This window comes from Morganella morganii, assembly GCF_041099235.1.
Taxonomy (GTDB): domain Bacteria; phylum Pseudomonadota; class Gammaproteobacteria; order Enterobacterales; family Enterobacteriaceae; genus Morganella; species Morganella morganii_E.
Genome location: NZ_JBFZSO010000007.1, coordinates 137882 through 152814 on the forward strand (window position 1 = coordinate 137882; position 14933 = coordinate 152814).

The 14933-nt window shown below is 53.6% G+C and carries 10 protein-coding genes and 1 riboswitch; of the genes, 4 read left to right on the forward strand and 6 right to left on the reverse strand.

Annotated elements, in window-relative coordinates; genetic code table 11:
- The first annotated feature begins 117 nt into the window (after positions 1–117).
- Entirely contained in the window at positions 118–939 is an 822-nt protein-coding gene (gene djlA / locus AB7038_RS13070) for a co-chaperone DjlA (RefSeq protein ID WP_004242174.1), read from the forward strand.
- Positions 940–1175: 236 nt separating this feature from the next.
- Here djlA and rluA read toward each other — a convergent pair whose 3' ends face one another.
- The 6 genes from rluA to thiB form a co-directional block, all read right to left on the reverse strand.
- Positions 1176–1826 (reverse strand): bifunctional tRNA pseudouridine(32) synthase/23S rRNA pseudouridine(746) synthase RluA, encoded by a 651-nt coding sequence (gene rluA / locus AB7038_RS13075; RefSeq protein ID WP_072872070.1) that lies wholly within the window; start codon positions 1824–1826, stop codon positions 1176–1178.
- 55 nt (positions 1827–1881) lie between these two features.
- Positions 1882–4788, reverse strand: a complete 2907-nt coding sequence (rapA, locus tag AB7038_RS13080; protein ID WP_369453450.1) for an RNA polymerase-associated protein RapA — start codon at positions 4786–4788, stop codon at positions 1882–1884.
- Between the two features lie 212 nt (positions 4789–5000).
- A complete protein-coding gene (locus AB7038_RS13085) occupies positions 5001–7376 on the reverse strand; it encodes a DNA polymerase II (RefSeq protein ID WP_369453451.1) in 2376 nt (791 codons plus the stop codon).
- A gap of 72 nt (positions 7377–7448) precedes the next feature.
- Positions 7449–8147 carry a thiamine ABC transporter ATP-binding protein ThiQ gene (thiQ, locus tag AB7038_RS13090; RefSeq protein WP_368889757.1) on the reverse strand — a complete coding sequence of 233 codons (699 nt, stop codon included), beginning with the start codon at positions 8145–8147 and terminating at the stop codon, positions 7449–7451.
- The gene (thiP, locus tag AB7038_RS13095; RefSeq protein WP_369453452.1) at positions 8144–9754 is read right to left on the reverse strand and encodes a thiamine/thiamine pyrophosphate ABC transporter permease ThiP; all 1611 of its coding nucleotides are present in this window, start codon (positions 9752–9754) and stop codon (positions 8144–8146) included. Before thiP ends, thiQ begins: the two co-directional genes overlap by 4 nt.
- A complete protein-coding gene (gene thiB / locus AB7038_RS13100; protein WP_369453474.1) occupies positions 9730–10716 on the reverse strand; it encodes a thiamine ABC transporter substrate binding subunit in 987 nt (328 codons plus the stop codon). The genes thiP and thiB overlap by 25 nt, the downstream gene beginning before the upstream one ends.
- A 93-nt stretch (positions 10717–10809) precedes the next feature.
- A riboswitch (TPP riboswitch) is annotated at positions 10810–10918 on the reverse strand.
- A 180-nt stretch (positions 10919–11098) separates the two neighbouring features.
- On the opposite strand from thiB, the gene rppH reads away from it, so the two are divergent.
- The 3 genes from rppH (at position 11099) to lgt (ending at position 14894) form a co-directional block, all read left to right on the forward strand.
- Positions 11099–11632: an RNA pyrophosphohydrolase gene (gene rppH, locus AB7038_RS13105; RefSeq protein ID WP_015422452.1), complete on the forward strand. Its 534-nt coding sequence runs from the start codon at positions 11099–11101 to the stop codon at positions 11630–11632.
- Between the two features lie 9 nt (positions 11633–11641).
- Positions 11642–13888, forward strand: a complete 2247-nt coding sequence (ptsP, locus tag AB7038_RS13110; RefSeq protein WP_368889754.1) for a phosphoenolpyruvate--protein phosphotransferase — start codon at positions 11642–11644, stop codon at positions 13886–13888.
- 109 nt (positions 13889–13997) lie between these two features.
- A complete protein-coding gene (gene lgt, locus AB7038_RS13115; RefSeq protein ID WP_368889753.1) occupies positions 13998–14894 on the forward strand; it encodes a prolipoprotein diacylglyceryl transferase in 897 nt (298 codons plus the stop codon).
- Positions 14895–14933 lie beyond the last annotated feature (39 nt).

A 14933-nucleotide genomic window follows, 5' to 3' on the forward strand; every position in this document is an offset into this window, starting at 1 on the left:
CGAAAAAAGAGCGCGCGTGAAACAGGTTCACGTATCCAAATGGCGTTAGGCATCGTACAGAATGGGTAGTATGATAATGCAAAATTGCGCCAAGGGCATTGTTGAATTGAGGAGTATATGCACTATTTGGGAAAAATCATCGGAATTTTATTAGGCATGGCATCCGGAGCCGGTTTTTGGGGTATTTTTCTCGGCTTTCTTATTGGTCATGCGATTGATAAAGTCCGCAGTCAGCAATTGGGTGGCTCATTCAGCAACAATCAGTCCAGACAGGCACTCTTTTTCAGCACAACCTTTCAGATTCTGGGGCATCTGACCAAATCAAAAGGCCGGGTAACGGAATCTGACATTTATCTGGCCACCGCTCTGATGGATCGTATGCAGTTGCACGGCAGTGCGCGGACTCAGGCTCAGAACGCTTTCCGTGAAGGTAAAGCGGCCGGTTTCCCGCTGCGGGATGCACTGCGTCAGTTACGCCGCGCCTGTTACGGGCGGGCGGATTTACTGCGCATGTTTCTGGAAATCCAGATCCAGGCGGCGTTCGGTGACGGGGAACTGCATCCGAATGAACGCCAGGTACTCTTGGTGATCGCCGAAGAGCTGGGGATCCCGCGTCATCAGTTTGAAAATGTGCTGGCAATGATGCAGGCGCAGATGCACGGCGGGGCACAGAGCGGTAATTGGCAGCAGCAGTCTCAGCAGGGTTATTACCGCGATCAGACCGCAGACCTTGCTGCCGCTTACCGGGTGCTGGGCGTGAAAGAAAGCGACGACAGTACTGTTATCAAACGCGCCTACCGCAAGCTGATGAGTGAACATCACCCGGATAAACTGGTGGCGAAGGGGTTACCGCCGGAAATGATGGAACTGGCGAAAGAGAAAGCGCAATCGATCCAGGCAGCATATGATCTCATTAAAAAAGAGAAAGGCTTTAAATAATCCCGTTTAATACCGTTTTTAAGGTGTAAAACGTGATGCCGGGAAAGTGCAGGGCGGATCATATTCTTTTCATATAATTGCTATAAAATATAAATGTAGTTGAAAAATTACGTGAATATTTTATTAAATATGTTAAGGATATGATCCATGGCCAATACCCGTGTTCTTATCGGAGTAGCGGGATTAGCACTTTGCCTGATTCTTGCCTCAATGAATTCGGTGACCGTGTTAATCCACTAAAAATCTGATTTACAAGTAAAATGCATCGGCTCGCCATTTGCCGGATGTGTGACAGACAGCGCCTCTGCATGAAGCTGCAGCCGGGGCGCTGCGGCTCTTGCCTCATCATGAGCATAAAAACGGTCACCAAGAATCGGATGTTCCAGCGCCAGCATATGCACCCGCAACTGATGAGATCGTCCGGTGACCGGAAACAGCCTTACCCGCGTGGCATTTTCTTCATATTCCAGTACTTCATAACCTGTCTGTGCCGGTTTGCCGGTTTCAAAACACACTTTCTGTTTCGGCCGGTTCGGCCAGTCACAAATCAGCGGTAAATCCACCATGCCGGTTTCCGGCTCCAGCCGTCCCCATACACGGGCGACATAGGTTTTTTTCGGCTCACGTTCACGGAATTGCCGTTTAAGCTCCCGCTCAGCCGCTTTGGTCAGCGCAACCACAATAATACCGCTGGTTGCCATATCCAGACGATGAACAGATTCGGCGGAAGGATAGTCACGCTGAATGCGTGTCATCACACTGTCTTTATGTTCCGGCGCCCGTCCGGGAACGGAAAGCAGCCCGCTTGGTTTATTCACCACAATGATGCTTTCATCCTGCCAGAGGATATTCAGCCAGGGATCGGCAGGCGGGTTATAAGGTTCCATTAGCATGGGATCACCAAATCAGAGACCCGGCAGAGATTCTCTGCCGGGATACAGGTTATTGATGCGAAACGACAATCAGGCGGATAGCATCAAGGCGCCAGTTAGCATCATCCAGATGTGACAGGATCTGCTGACGTTCTTCTTCAATGGCATCAAGCTCATCATCACGGATATTCGGGTTAACCGATTTCAGTGCCAGCAGGCGGTCATGTTCCAGTGTAAGATGCTGATCCGCCATTGCTTTCGCAGCGGTAATCAGTTCACGGGCCTGACCGGCGATAACGTCTTCGGACAGACGCAGTACCTGATGTACCTCATTTTGCACCGCATTGACAAATTTGCTGCCGGTATGGCGGTTTACGGCATTCAGCTGGCGGTTAAAGCTCTCAAATTCCACCTGAGATGCCAGGTTATTGCCTTTTACATCCATCAGCAGGCGCACCGGTGTCGGCGGCAGGAAGCGGGTCAGCTGCAGGTTTTTCGGCGCCTGGGCTTCCACCACATAAATCAGCTCTGTCAGCAGCGTGCCGACCGGCAGGGCTTTGTTTTTCAGCACGGAGACCGCACAGCTGCCGGTATCACCGGACAGGATCAGATCCAGACCGTTGCGGATAATCGGGTGTTCCCAACTGATAAACTGTGTGTCCTCGCGGGACAATGCCTGCTCACGTTTAAAGGTGATAGTGCAGCCGTCCTCCGGCAGACCCGGAAAATCCGGCACCAGCATATGGTCAGACGGGGTCAGGGCGATCATGTTGTCGCTGCGGTCATCCTGATTGATACCGACAATATCAAACAGATTCAGGGCAAAGGTCACCAGTTCGGTATCTTCATCCTGATCCGCAATTTCAGCAGCCAGTTTATTACCGGCTTCGCCACCGTTGGAATGCATTTCCAGCAGGCGGTCACGACCCTGTTCCAGTTCCTGTTTCAGGGCATCATGGGTTTTACGGCATTCGGCGATAAACTCATCAAAACCACTGAGATCAGCCGGATTTGCCATCAGGTTAATCAGTTTGTCGTAATAGCAGTCATAGATGGTGCGGCCGGTCGGACAGGTATATTCAAAGGCTTCCAGACCTTCGTGGAACCAGCGCAGTAGTACGGCCTGTGCGGTATTTTCCAGATACGGAATACTGATCTGAATATCGCGTTTCTGACCGATACGGTCGAGACGCCCGATACGCTGCTCCAGCAGATCCGGGTTAAACGGCAGATCGAACATCACCAACTGATTGGCAAACTGGAAGTTACGCCCTTCAGAACCGATTTCAGAGCAGAGCAGCACCTGTGCGCCTTCCTCTTCGGAGGCAAAGTAGGCCGCCGCCCGGTCGCGTTCCAGCAGGGACATATTCTCATGGAAAACCGCAGCGTGGATACCTTCGCGCTCGCGCAGAACCTGCTCCAGCTGCAGAGCGGTTGCAGCCTGGGCGCAGATCACCAGCACTTTTTCATTGCGGTTTGCCAGCAGGAAGCCGAGCAGCCATTCAACACGCGGGTCGAAGTTCCACCAGGTGGCGTTTTCACCTTCAAATTCCTGATAAATCTGCTCCGGATAGAGCATTTCACGGGCTTTGATTTCTGTGGTTTTTTTGCTGCCCATGATCCCGGCGACTTTAATTGCGGTCTGATACTGTGCCGGCAGCGGCATCTTAATCGCTTTCAGTTCGCGGCGCGGGAAGCCTTTCACACCGTTGCGGGTGTTGCGGAACAGCAGGCGGCTGGTGCCGTGTCTGTCCATCAGCATACTGATAAGCTCGCGGCGGGCATTCTCACCGTCTTCAGTATCTGTATTGGCGGCTTTCAGCAGCGGCTCAATATCCTGTTCGGCGATCAGGTCATGAATGGCATTCTGCTGATCTTTGGTCAGCGGTGCGCGGTCGAGCAGCAGGGTGACCGCATCGGCAACCGGCTGATATTTCTGCTGTTCGTCAACAAAGGTGTCAAAATCATGAAAACGGTTCGGGTCCAGCAGGCGCAGACGCGCAAAGTGGCTCTCCATACCAAGCTGTTCCGGGGTGGCGGTCAGCAGCAGTACCGACGGAATGCTTTCCGCCAGGGTTTCGATCACCTGATATTCACGGCTCGGCGCGTCTTCACTCCAGACCAGATGGTGTGCTTCATCCACCACCAGCATATCCCAGCCGGCTTCCGCCAGGTGTTCAAAACGTGGTTTGCTTTTGCGGACAAAATCCAGTGAGCACAATACCAGCTGTTCGGTTTCAAACGGGTTGTCACTCTCGTGCTGTGCCTCGGTATAACGGCTGTCATCGAACAGGGAAAAACGCAGATTGAAACGGCGCAGCATTTCCACCAGCCATTGGTACTGAAGGCTTTCCGGCACAATAACCAGCACACGCTCGGCGCGTCCGGCCATTAACTGCTGGTGGATAATCATCCCGGCTTCGATGGTTTTACCCAGGCCGACTTCGTCCGCCAGCAGAACACGCGGCGCGTGGCGTTTACCGACTTCATTGGCGATAAACAGCTGATGCGGGATCAGACTGGCGCGGATGCCGCGCAGGCCGCTGGTGGCGCGGCGGTACTCTTCACTCAGGAATTTGCGGGCACGGTAGCGCAGCGCAAAGCGATCCATGCGGTCAATCTGACCGGCAAACAGGCGATCCTGAGGTTTATTAAATGTCAGTTTACTGTCGAGAAACACTTCGCGCAGGCGGACATTGTCCTCACCGGTATCGGTACGCTGCCCGATATAGGTTAATAATCCGTCGCTCTCTTCAACGGCGGTCACACTGAGCTGCCAGCCTTCGTGACTGGTAACGGTATCCCCTTCGTTGAACATCACACGGGTGATAGGGGCATCGGCTGCGGCATAGAGACGGTTTTCACCGGTGGCAGGGAAAAGAAGGGTGATCATCCGGGCGTCGACAGATACAACTGTACCTAATCCCAGCTCGCTTTCAGTATCGCTTATCCAGCGTTGACCAAGAGTAAACGGCATATTTTTGGCTCGATTCTGTTATTCAGGGCTAATTAGAAAAATGCTGTGGACATCATTACCGGTGATACAAAAACAGCATTGTATTCACCGGGAAAAACACCGCCAGTCAGAACAGCAGCATCAGCTGCATCACTCTGCTCCGGTGTTAAAAGCAGTAAAGGGGCGCTATGTTAATCCATAAGATCCGCATCGTCACCTGTAAAATGGCAAAATTAAAATGGCATCAATAATTGCCCCGTTAACAATGTGGTGAAGTCATCCTCCAGGAAAGGCAGAATGGCATCGGCTATCGGCATCAGTTGCTTATTAATGTAATGCTCATAGTCCGGCGGTGCCGTCAGAATCTCCAGCGGCTGCGGCCCGGAACGGGTAAGAATATAGCTTATCCCGGCACCGCGCTGGTACTGCGGCGGACGATTCATACGGACATTATACTCATCCGCCATTCTGGCCGCTTTGACATGAGGCGGCACATTACGCTGATAATCCGCCAGCGGACGGCGCAGACGCTTGCGGTACACCAGCCGGTCATCGTAGCGTCCCTCGAGTGTGTCGCGGACATAATCACGGATAAACTGCTGATACGGCATTTTATCGAAAATCAGCCGGTACAGGGTTTGCTGGAAATGCTGTGCCAGCGGTGTCCAGTCACTGCGGACCGTCTCCAGCCCGCGAAAGACCATTTTATCCCCCGAAAGTCCCGCATACCGTTTCTTGCTGCCGAGGTCTGTTCCGCGGATCGTCGGCATCAGAAAACGGCGGTAGTGGGTTTCATACTCAATTTCCAGGGCCGAGATCAATCTGTATTCATCCTTTAAATGGGTCTGCCACCATTGATTGATCTCTTCCACCAGCCAGTGTCCGATACGTTCCGCATCCGCTTCACTGTGCGCACTTTTCAGCCAGACAAAGGTGGAATCGGTGTCGCCGTAAATGACCTGGTAACCCAGAGACTCAATAATAGTGCGTGTTTTTCGCATGATGTCATGTCCGCGCATGGTGACGGAGGAGGTCAGGCGCGGATCATAAAAACGGCATCCGGCGGCACCCAGAACACCACAAAACGCATTCATAATAATTTTCAGAGCCTGCGACAGCGGCTTATCCCCTGCCAGTTTCGCCATATCCCGTTCATGCCAGATACGGTTGACAATATCCGGCAGACAGTTGGTTTCCCTGGAAAAATACGCGCCCTTAAACCCTGGAACCGCCTGTTCCGGCGCGGCAAGACCTTCGACCATGCCAATCGGGTCGATGAGAAAGGTACGGATAATGGAGGGATACAGGCTTTTAAAATCCAGCACTACTACGGAGTCATATAATCCCGGGGCTGAATCCATCACAAAGCCGCCCGGTATCGGCTCACCGGGTTTTTCGCCGGGGTCAGGTGCGACATAGCCTTTACGATGCATCGGCGGCAGATAAAGATGGGTGAAGGCGGCGACAGAACCTCCCATGCGATCCGGTGCCAGGCCGGTTACCGCTGCCCGGGCCAGCAGAAATTCTGTCAGATGGGTGTGCTCAAAAATCCGGGTGACCAGACGGCAGTCCTGAAGGTTATACCGTGCCAGTGCCGGTTTATCCTCACGGAAGCGGCGGTTGATTTCATCCATGCGGTCATACGGGGAGTCGCTGTCTTTGCCCTCGCCGAGCAGTGCCTGAGACACCGCCTCCAGACTGAAAGACGGAAACTGCCAGGTAGCGGCTTTCAGGGCATCGATACCATCAATAATCAGCCGCCCCGGGGCACCGGCAAAAAATTGGCCGGGTTTGAAGCCGTGCTCCCGCCAGGAGAGCGGGGCATTATTACGGCCGAAAATCAGCGGGATCTGATACTTTTCCGCATGGCGCTGCAGAATGCGCAGATCAAACTGGATCAGGCTCCAGCCGATTATCATGTCCGGATCATGTTCTGCCAGCCACTGGTTCAGACGGTGAAGCAGATCCGGGCGGCGCGGGACGTACTCCAGCGTGAAATCAGGATTGGTCAGCGGCGTGCCGTTCTCCGGGCCGAGCATAAATACCGTATCAGCCCCGCAACCGGAGAGCCCGATGGAGTAAAGGTCACCGAACTCTGTGGTTTCGATATCCAGAGAAACGATTTTCAGCGCCGGGCGGTAATCCGGATGCGGTTTCATCAGCACATGGCCATCCGGTTGCGGCTGTACCCAGACAGCGGCGGTAATAAAACGCTCCATCAGATAGCGTTCACAGGGGCGGATATCCGCTTCATAAAGGTGCAGATGCTGTTCACCGAGCTGTTTTTCCAACTGCTGTAACTGGCGGTACTGGCGGCAGTAAACGGCACTGACATCATCCTGATGGAAATCCTTCAGCGGGCGTGCTGTCAGTGTGGTGCCGGGGATGTTGTTAATAAAGGGACGGCTTTCCGCCAGCTCCCGGTGCGGGACAAAGCCAACAGCCTGTTGCAGCGGAACAGAAACATGCCGTGGCCCGTTATCTGTCGCCAGCCAGTAACGGACCTCAATACCGCGCGGGGTATCAGACCAGTGACGGGTCAGAATAAAACCGGCTTCCGCCGGTGCTGCCACCTGACGGGAGGGAAAACAGTTGTGCCCTGCCATCATTTTGTCCGTTCTGCTGATGAAAAAATAACTATAGCAGAGTGGTGTGGATATATACAGTATTTAAGGTGCGGTTTACGGACGGATTCCCAGGATCCGTGCCTGGGGAACCTCACCGCTGACCAGGGCAGTGGTGCTGCCGTCAAAGGCAATGGTGCCGTTATCCACCACCATTGCGCGGGGCGCGATTCTGGCCGCGTCATCGGTATTGTGGGAGACCATCATCAGTGTCAGTTGCCGTGAATCACAGATGGTTTCCAGCAGCGTCAGCATTTCATTGCGCAGTGCCGGATCCAGTGCGGAGAAGGGTTCATCCAGCAGCAAAACAGGCTGGGAACGCACCAGGCACCGTGCCAGTGCCACCCGCTGACGCTGGCCGCCGGAAAGCTGTGACGGCAGACGTTTCAGCAGTGGTGTCAGCGAAACCTGTTCAGCGATTTGTGCCAGCTGTACTTTTTGCTCCGCATTCAGTTTCATACCGGGATGAAAACCGAGAGCGATATTCTGCTCTGCCGTCAGGTGAGCAAACAGGTTATTTTCCTGAAACAGCATGGATACCGGGCGTGAAGCGGGTGGTGTACGGGTGTGATCTTCACCATTGAGCAGGATAGTGCCGCTTTCGGCAAACTGAAATCCCGCAATCAGTGACAGCAGGGTACTTTTACCCGCCCCGCTCGGGCCGAGAATGGCAATTTTTTCTCCGGCGGCAACGGAAAAATGAAAATTCATTGTCTGTTGCTGATAGCGGTAAAGAATATGATCAAAATAAATCATGGGCGTTTCCCCGGCAGACGTTCCAGAACGGTAAATAGCCCGAAACAGAGTAAAAACAGGATCAGCGCAGTGACAGCCGCATCCGAATTGCGGTAAGCGCCGATCTGCTGATAAAGATAGAATGGCAGCGTGCGGAAATCCTCATTGCCGAACAGGGCTATCACACCAAAATCCCCGACTGACAGCACACTGGCAAATGCCACTGCCTGTGCCAGCGGGTTACGGAGAGCCTTCAGTTCAATCAGCTTCAGCCTGTTGAATCCGCTGATATTCAGCGAGAGACAAAGCGGGTTATAGCGTTCAGCGAGGTCACGCATCGGGTTATCCAGTACTTTCAGTGCATACGGGACTGCCATCAGCGCATTGGTCAGGATCACCAGCCCGTATGGGATTGCCCCCAAATCAGTGGTGCCGGTCGTGCTGTTGAGCAGCAGAAAAAATCCGGTAGCCAGCACAATGCCCGGCATCGCGAGGATCACCAGCCCGGAAAGCTCCATGGCCTGCCCGGCTCTGACCGCCTGCCGCAGCCGCAGTTCACGGCTGCTCCATAACAGCATCATGGTCAGCAGCACGCAGATAAAACCGGAAGCCAGCGCAATACCGAGCGAGGTGAAAAATGCCCGCCACAGAGCCGGTTGCTGCAGGACCGGCAGCAATCCCGGATTCAGGCCGTCTGCGATGATGGCAAAAAACGGCGGCAGCAAAAACAGCAGGGCACAGAGGATGATCAGGCCGTCAGCCAGTCTGCGCGGCAGCGTGTCCTGCGGATTGCACCATTGCAGTGATTGGGTAAAACCGACAGAAAAATGGCCGGACAAACGCTGGCTGACGAGCACCAGCCCGATACAGCACACCAGCTGGATCAGCGCCAGCAGGGCAGCGCGGCCGATATCAAAGTCATAATTCAGCGCCTGGTAAATCGCCAGTTCAATGGTGGTTGCAGCGGGGCCGCCACCGAGCGCCAGCACCGTGGCAAAACTGGCAAAGCAGAGCATAAAAATCAGTGCAGCGGTCGGCAGCAGCTGACGGCGCAGATAGGGCCATTCGACAATCCGGAAATGCTGCCATTCATTCATATTGAGCTGAGCGGCGAGTTGTCTCTGTTCCGTGGCAATATTGTCGAGCTGCTGATACAGCATCCGGGTGGCGAGCGGCATATTAAAGAAGATGTGCGCCAGCAGAATGCCCTGTAACCCGTACGGGGAGAAGGTATAGTCCAGATCCAGAAAACCGGAAATATGTGCCAGCCAGCCGTTACGGCCATAGACAGATAAAATACCGAATACCGCCACCAGCACGGGCAGAACCAGGGTCATTGCGCACAACCGCAGAAAAATAGTCCGTCCCGGGAAACGGCGGCGCCAGAGTGCACGGGCCAGAAAAACAGCCGGAATAACAGAGAACAGGGCAGATAAGAAAGCCTGCCAAAAGGTAAAGCGGATGACATGCCACAGGTAGCTGTCATCCCATATCTGCTGCCAGTCTGTATCCGGTGTGTTAAACCACAGCGCCCCGAAGGCACTGACAGCAACGACCAGAAGAAGACCGGATGCGAGTGCACCCGGTATCAGGTATGCGGCAATTAACGGCTGACTGCGTTTTGCCATATCTGTATCCACTGATTGCGCTCTTTCGCCACTTCTTTTGCATCAAATTCCAGCGTTTTGGCCGGTTTCGGCATTTTGTCGTAAACCGGCGGCAGCGGCATATCAATCACAGGATACATCCAGTTGGTGGTCGGCAGCGTTTTCTGGAAATCCGGTGTCAGCATAAACTGCATAAACTGTTCCGCCAGTGCCGGGTGTTTTGAGGCGGCCAGCACACCTGCCATTTCCACCTGAAGGTAATGCCCTTCCTCAAACAGTGCGGCCGCATAGTTATCTTTGTTATCTGCCAGCATGTGATAACCCGGCGAAGAGGTATAACTCAGTACCAGGTCAGCTTCACCTTTCAGGAACAGGCCGTAAGATTCACTCCAGCCTTTGGTGACCGTCAGGGTTTTTTTCGCCATTTTGGCCCACTGTGCTGACACATCATCCCCGTAGAGCTTTTCCATCCACAACAGCAATCCCAGCCCCGGTGTGCTGGTGCGCGGATCCTGATAAATGATGGTCAGCTTCTGATCACTGTTAAGCAATTCTTTCATGCTTTTCGGCGGGTTCGGCAGGGTGTCTTTGTTGTAGATAAAAGCAAACCAGCCGTAGTCATAAGGAATAAAGGTTTTGCTTTCCCATTTGACCGGCAGCACCAGTTTTGACTGATCAACATTGCTTTCTTTAAACAGCCCGGTATCCAGTGCCGCCTGCATCAGGTTGTTATCCAGACCTAAGATGATATCGGCCTGTGATTTTTTACCTTCCATCCGCAGACGGTTCAGCAGCGTCACGCCATCACTCAGACCCACGAGTTTCAGTTCGCAGTTGCATTGCGCTTCGAAGTTTTTCTTAATCTCCGGTCCCGGTCCCCACTCAGCGACAAATGAGTCATAGGTATAGACAGTCAGAACCGGCTTGCTGTTATCCGCAGCCGCCTGGAAAGAGAACAGTGCGGCAAGGCCGCCCGCAATAATATTTCTGGTCAGTTTCTGTAACACTTTGCGCTCCTGTAAGGGAAGGATTGGCAAAGGATCTGAGTGCAGCATGATGGCGACAGGCTGTGCTGTCAGCAGTGGCGGCTCAAATCCCTACGCCGGTATTAACCGGATCAGGTTCCTCGGGTGTTATCTCAGCAACACCGGCCGGAAAGCCGGAGCTGCACCCCGTTGAGAGAGGAATAGTGTAGTGTTTTTCCCGGGAATTTGCCACTGCCCGGAACCGTTAACGCGGCGTGTTGCTTTTCTTCCGTCAGAGCCGGAAATGCGGCGGGCTGAAGGATTTTGAGTGCAGAGGTTTACCCCATGATGGGAGTGTGAAACAATTGGCTATCTTTCAGTTTTTTTCTGAGGTAGTCGAGTGATTGATGATGATGGCTACCGCCCGAATGTCGGGATTGTAATTTGTAATAAGGAAGGCCAGGTTTTATGGGCCCGCCGCTACGGACAGCACTCGTGGCAGTTTCCTCAGGGAGGTATCAATCCCGGCGAATCACCGGAACAGGCCATGTACCGTGAGTTGTATGAGGAAGTTGGTTTAACGCGTAAAGATGTGCGTATCCTGGCGGTCACCCGCAACTGGCTGCGCTACAAATTACCCAAACGTTTGGTGCGTTGGGATACCAAACCGGTTTGTATCGGTCAGAAGCAGCGCTGGTTTTTACTTCAGCTGCTCTGCGAGGACAAAGAGGTCAATGTGACCCGCAGCAAGTCGCCGGAATTTGACGGCTGGCGCTGGGTCACCTATTGGTATCCTGTTCGTCAGGTGGTCTCTTTCAAACGTGATGTGTACCGCCGCGTAATGAAAGAGTTTTCTTCCGTTGTGATGCCTGCCAACAGCGAAGCGACGGCTGTGCGGGCACCGTTTCCCTATCGTCGCCGGCGCCAGAATTAGGGGGAACGGATGCTGACGCGTTTACGTGAAGTGATTGAAAAAGTGGCTGCCGCCGCCGATCTCGCGGAAGCGCTGGAGCTTCTGGTTAAAGAAACCTGTCAGGCGATGGGAACTGACGTCTGTTCCATCTACCTGGCAGATAATCAGCATCACTGTTTTTATCTGATGGCAACGCAGGGGCTGAAAAAGCCCCGCGGCCGTGCTGTCAGCCTTGCTTTCGGCGAAGGTGTGGTCGGGCATGTCGGCCGCCGCGCTGAGCTTATCAATATCGCGGATGTCCGCGAACACCCCGGTTTTAAATATCTCCCTCAGGTTAAAGAAGACAACCTGCGCGCGTTTCTCGGTGCGCCGGTGGTTTACCGTCGTCAGTTACTGGGCGTGCTGGTGGTTCAGCAGAGAGAAAAACGTCTGTTCAGCGAAACGGAAGAGTCTTTTATTGTCACTCTGGCAATGCAGCTGGCTGTGCTGCTGGCTCAGGCGCAAACCAAAGGGTTGTTCGGACAGTTCCGCCAGACCAGGATCCGGGCGATTCCGGTTTCTTCCGGGATTGTGATGGCCTATGGCTGGGAAGACCGTTCACAGCCGGTGCTTGAGAATGTTTCTGAAGCCTCGGCACTGGATCGCGTGCAGGAGCGTGCCCGCCTGAATAAAGCGCTGGAGGATGCCACGGCAGAGTGCCGCCGCATCAGCAAGCGTTTTAATGCTGCTTCACAAAAAGAAAGTGCCGCTATTTTCGATCTCTACTCCCATCTGCTGAACGACCTGCAACTGAAAAAAGGGTTATACAGTATTGTGGAGCAGGGGTTTGTGGCCGAATGGGCTGTCAAAACGGTCATTGAGCAATTTTCGGGCCGGTTTGCCGGGCTTCAGGACAGCTATATGCGGGAGCGGGCCACGGATTTACGTGCACTCGGGCAGCGGTTGTTATTCCATCTTGATGATAATTTCACCGGCAGCAACCAGTGGCCGGAGCGCTTTGTGCTGGTGGCTGATGAGCTGAGTGCCAGCCTGCTGGCGGAACTGCCGCAGGAACAGCTTGCCGGTGTGGTGGTGCGTGACGGGGCAACACATTCCCATTCCGCCATCCTGGTCAGAGCAATGGGTATTCCGGTTATCATGGGCGCGGATATTCAGCCGGAACTGTTACATAACCGCCTGCTTATCCTCGACGGCTACCGGGGCGTGGTGTATATCGAACCGGAACCGCTGATAGCACAGGAATTCAGCCAGATTATTGAGCAGGAGCAGGCTATCAGCCAGTTGGCAGAGGATGAACTCAGCCGCTCCGCTGCACTGAAAAGCGGCGAACGGGTTTCTGTTCAGCTGAATGCCGGGCTCAGTCTGAAATATGAGCAGAAAATCGTTAAAAGTATTGACGGAATTGGTCTGTACCGTACGGAAATACCGTTTCTTGTGCATAATGGTTTTCCGTCAGAAGAAGAGCAGAAAGTCCGTTATCAGGATATGCTGCAACTCTTTGCCGGGAAACCAGTGGTACTGCGGACACTGGATATCGGTGCGGATAAGCAGCTGCCGTATATGCCTATCAGCGAGGAGAACCCGTGTCTGGGCTGGCGCGGTATCCGTGTGATGCTGGATCAGCCGGAGATTTTTCTTATCCAGCTGCGGGCCATGCTGCGGGCTAATATCGGGCTGAATAATCTGAAGATATTATTCCCGATGATTTCCGGGCTCGCAGAGGTTGAAGAGGCTATCCGTCTGCTTGACCGCGCCTGCGGGGAGGTTTCGGCACTGACCGGGGAACGGGTGGAACGTCCGCCGGTGGGCGTGATGCTGGAAGTGCCGTCATTGTTGTTTATGCTGCCGGAACTGAAACAATATATTGATTTTATTTCTGTCGGTACGAATGATTTAACTCAGTATCTGCTGGCGGTTGACCGGAATAATACGCATGTTGCACCATTATATGACTCGCTCCATCCGGCAGTCCTGCGTATGCTGAATTTTGTCCGGACGGAAACCACCCGGCTGGGGATCCCGGTTTCGGTCTGCGGGGAAATGGCGGCAAATCCGTTAGGTGCAATGATACTGATTGGTTTAGGATACCGTCAGCTGAGTATGAACGGGCGGAGTATCCCGCGTATTAAGTATTTGCTGCGGCATCTGGATGCCGGGGCACTGGAGCCGCTGCTGGCATCATTGCTGGATGCGCAGACAGCGGCTGAGATCCGTGAAAAAGCGGAGCTGTTTATTGAAAACAAGGGGCTGGGACAGCTTATCCGGGGCAGTGCTTAACCGGCACATCCCGGGGCATAAGGTGTTTCCGTCCTTACAGTCATATATCCCGGTCTGCGGCAGGCAGAGCTGTAACCGCAGCCGGATACAACACACAGTGTGAGGTACGATGAGTAACACTTATCTGGCATTTCCGGATTTTGATCCTGTTATTTTTTCTGTGGGGCCGGTGGCGTTACGCTGGTACGGGCTGATGTATCTTGTCGGGTTTGTGTTTGCCATGTGGCTGGCCGGCCGGCGGGCGGATAAACCCGGCAGCGGCTGGAAACGCAGTGAAGTTGAAACACTGTTATATGCCGGGTTTGTGGGTGTTTTCCTGGGCGGCCGTATCGGTTATGTGCTGTTTTATAACTTCCCGCTGTTTGCGGAAAACCCGCTGTATCTGTTCAAAGTCTGGGATGGCGGTATGTCATTCCACGGCGGACTGATGGGCGTTATTATTGCTATGTGGTGGTTTGCCCGCCGCACGAAGCGCCATTTCCTGCTGGTTGCTGATTTCGTGGCACCATTGATTCCGTTTGGTCTCGGTATGGGGCGCATAGGTAACTTCATTAACGGCGAGCTGTGGGGACGTGTGACACTCGATACGCCGTGGGCCATTCTGTTCCCGACGTCTTACAGTGAAGACGTGAAACTGGCCGCTGCTGACCCGTCTCTGATGCCGGTGCTGGAACAATATGGCGTTCTGCCGCGTCACCCGTCGCAGCTGTATGAAATGCTGCTTGAAGGGATCGTCCTCTTTATCATTCTGAATGTATTTGTCCGCAAATCCCGCCCGATGGGCAGTGTGTCAGGTCTGTTCCTGATTGGTTACGGCTTGTTCCGTATCATTGTGGAATTTTTCCGCCAGCCGGATGCTCAGCTCGGTTTATTCGGCGGGATCAGCATGGGGCAGATTCTGTCTGTGCCGATGATTATTATTGGTGTGCTGATGATGGTATGGGCATACAAATGTCCGGGTAATAAAAAGCAGAGTGATACCGGAAAACAGAATGCGCCGGAATAGAGCCGGTTTTAGCGTTTAGTGAGTAACAAAAAACTGCAT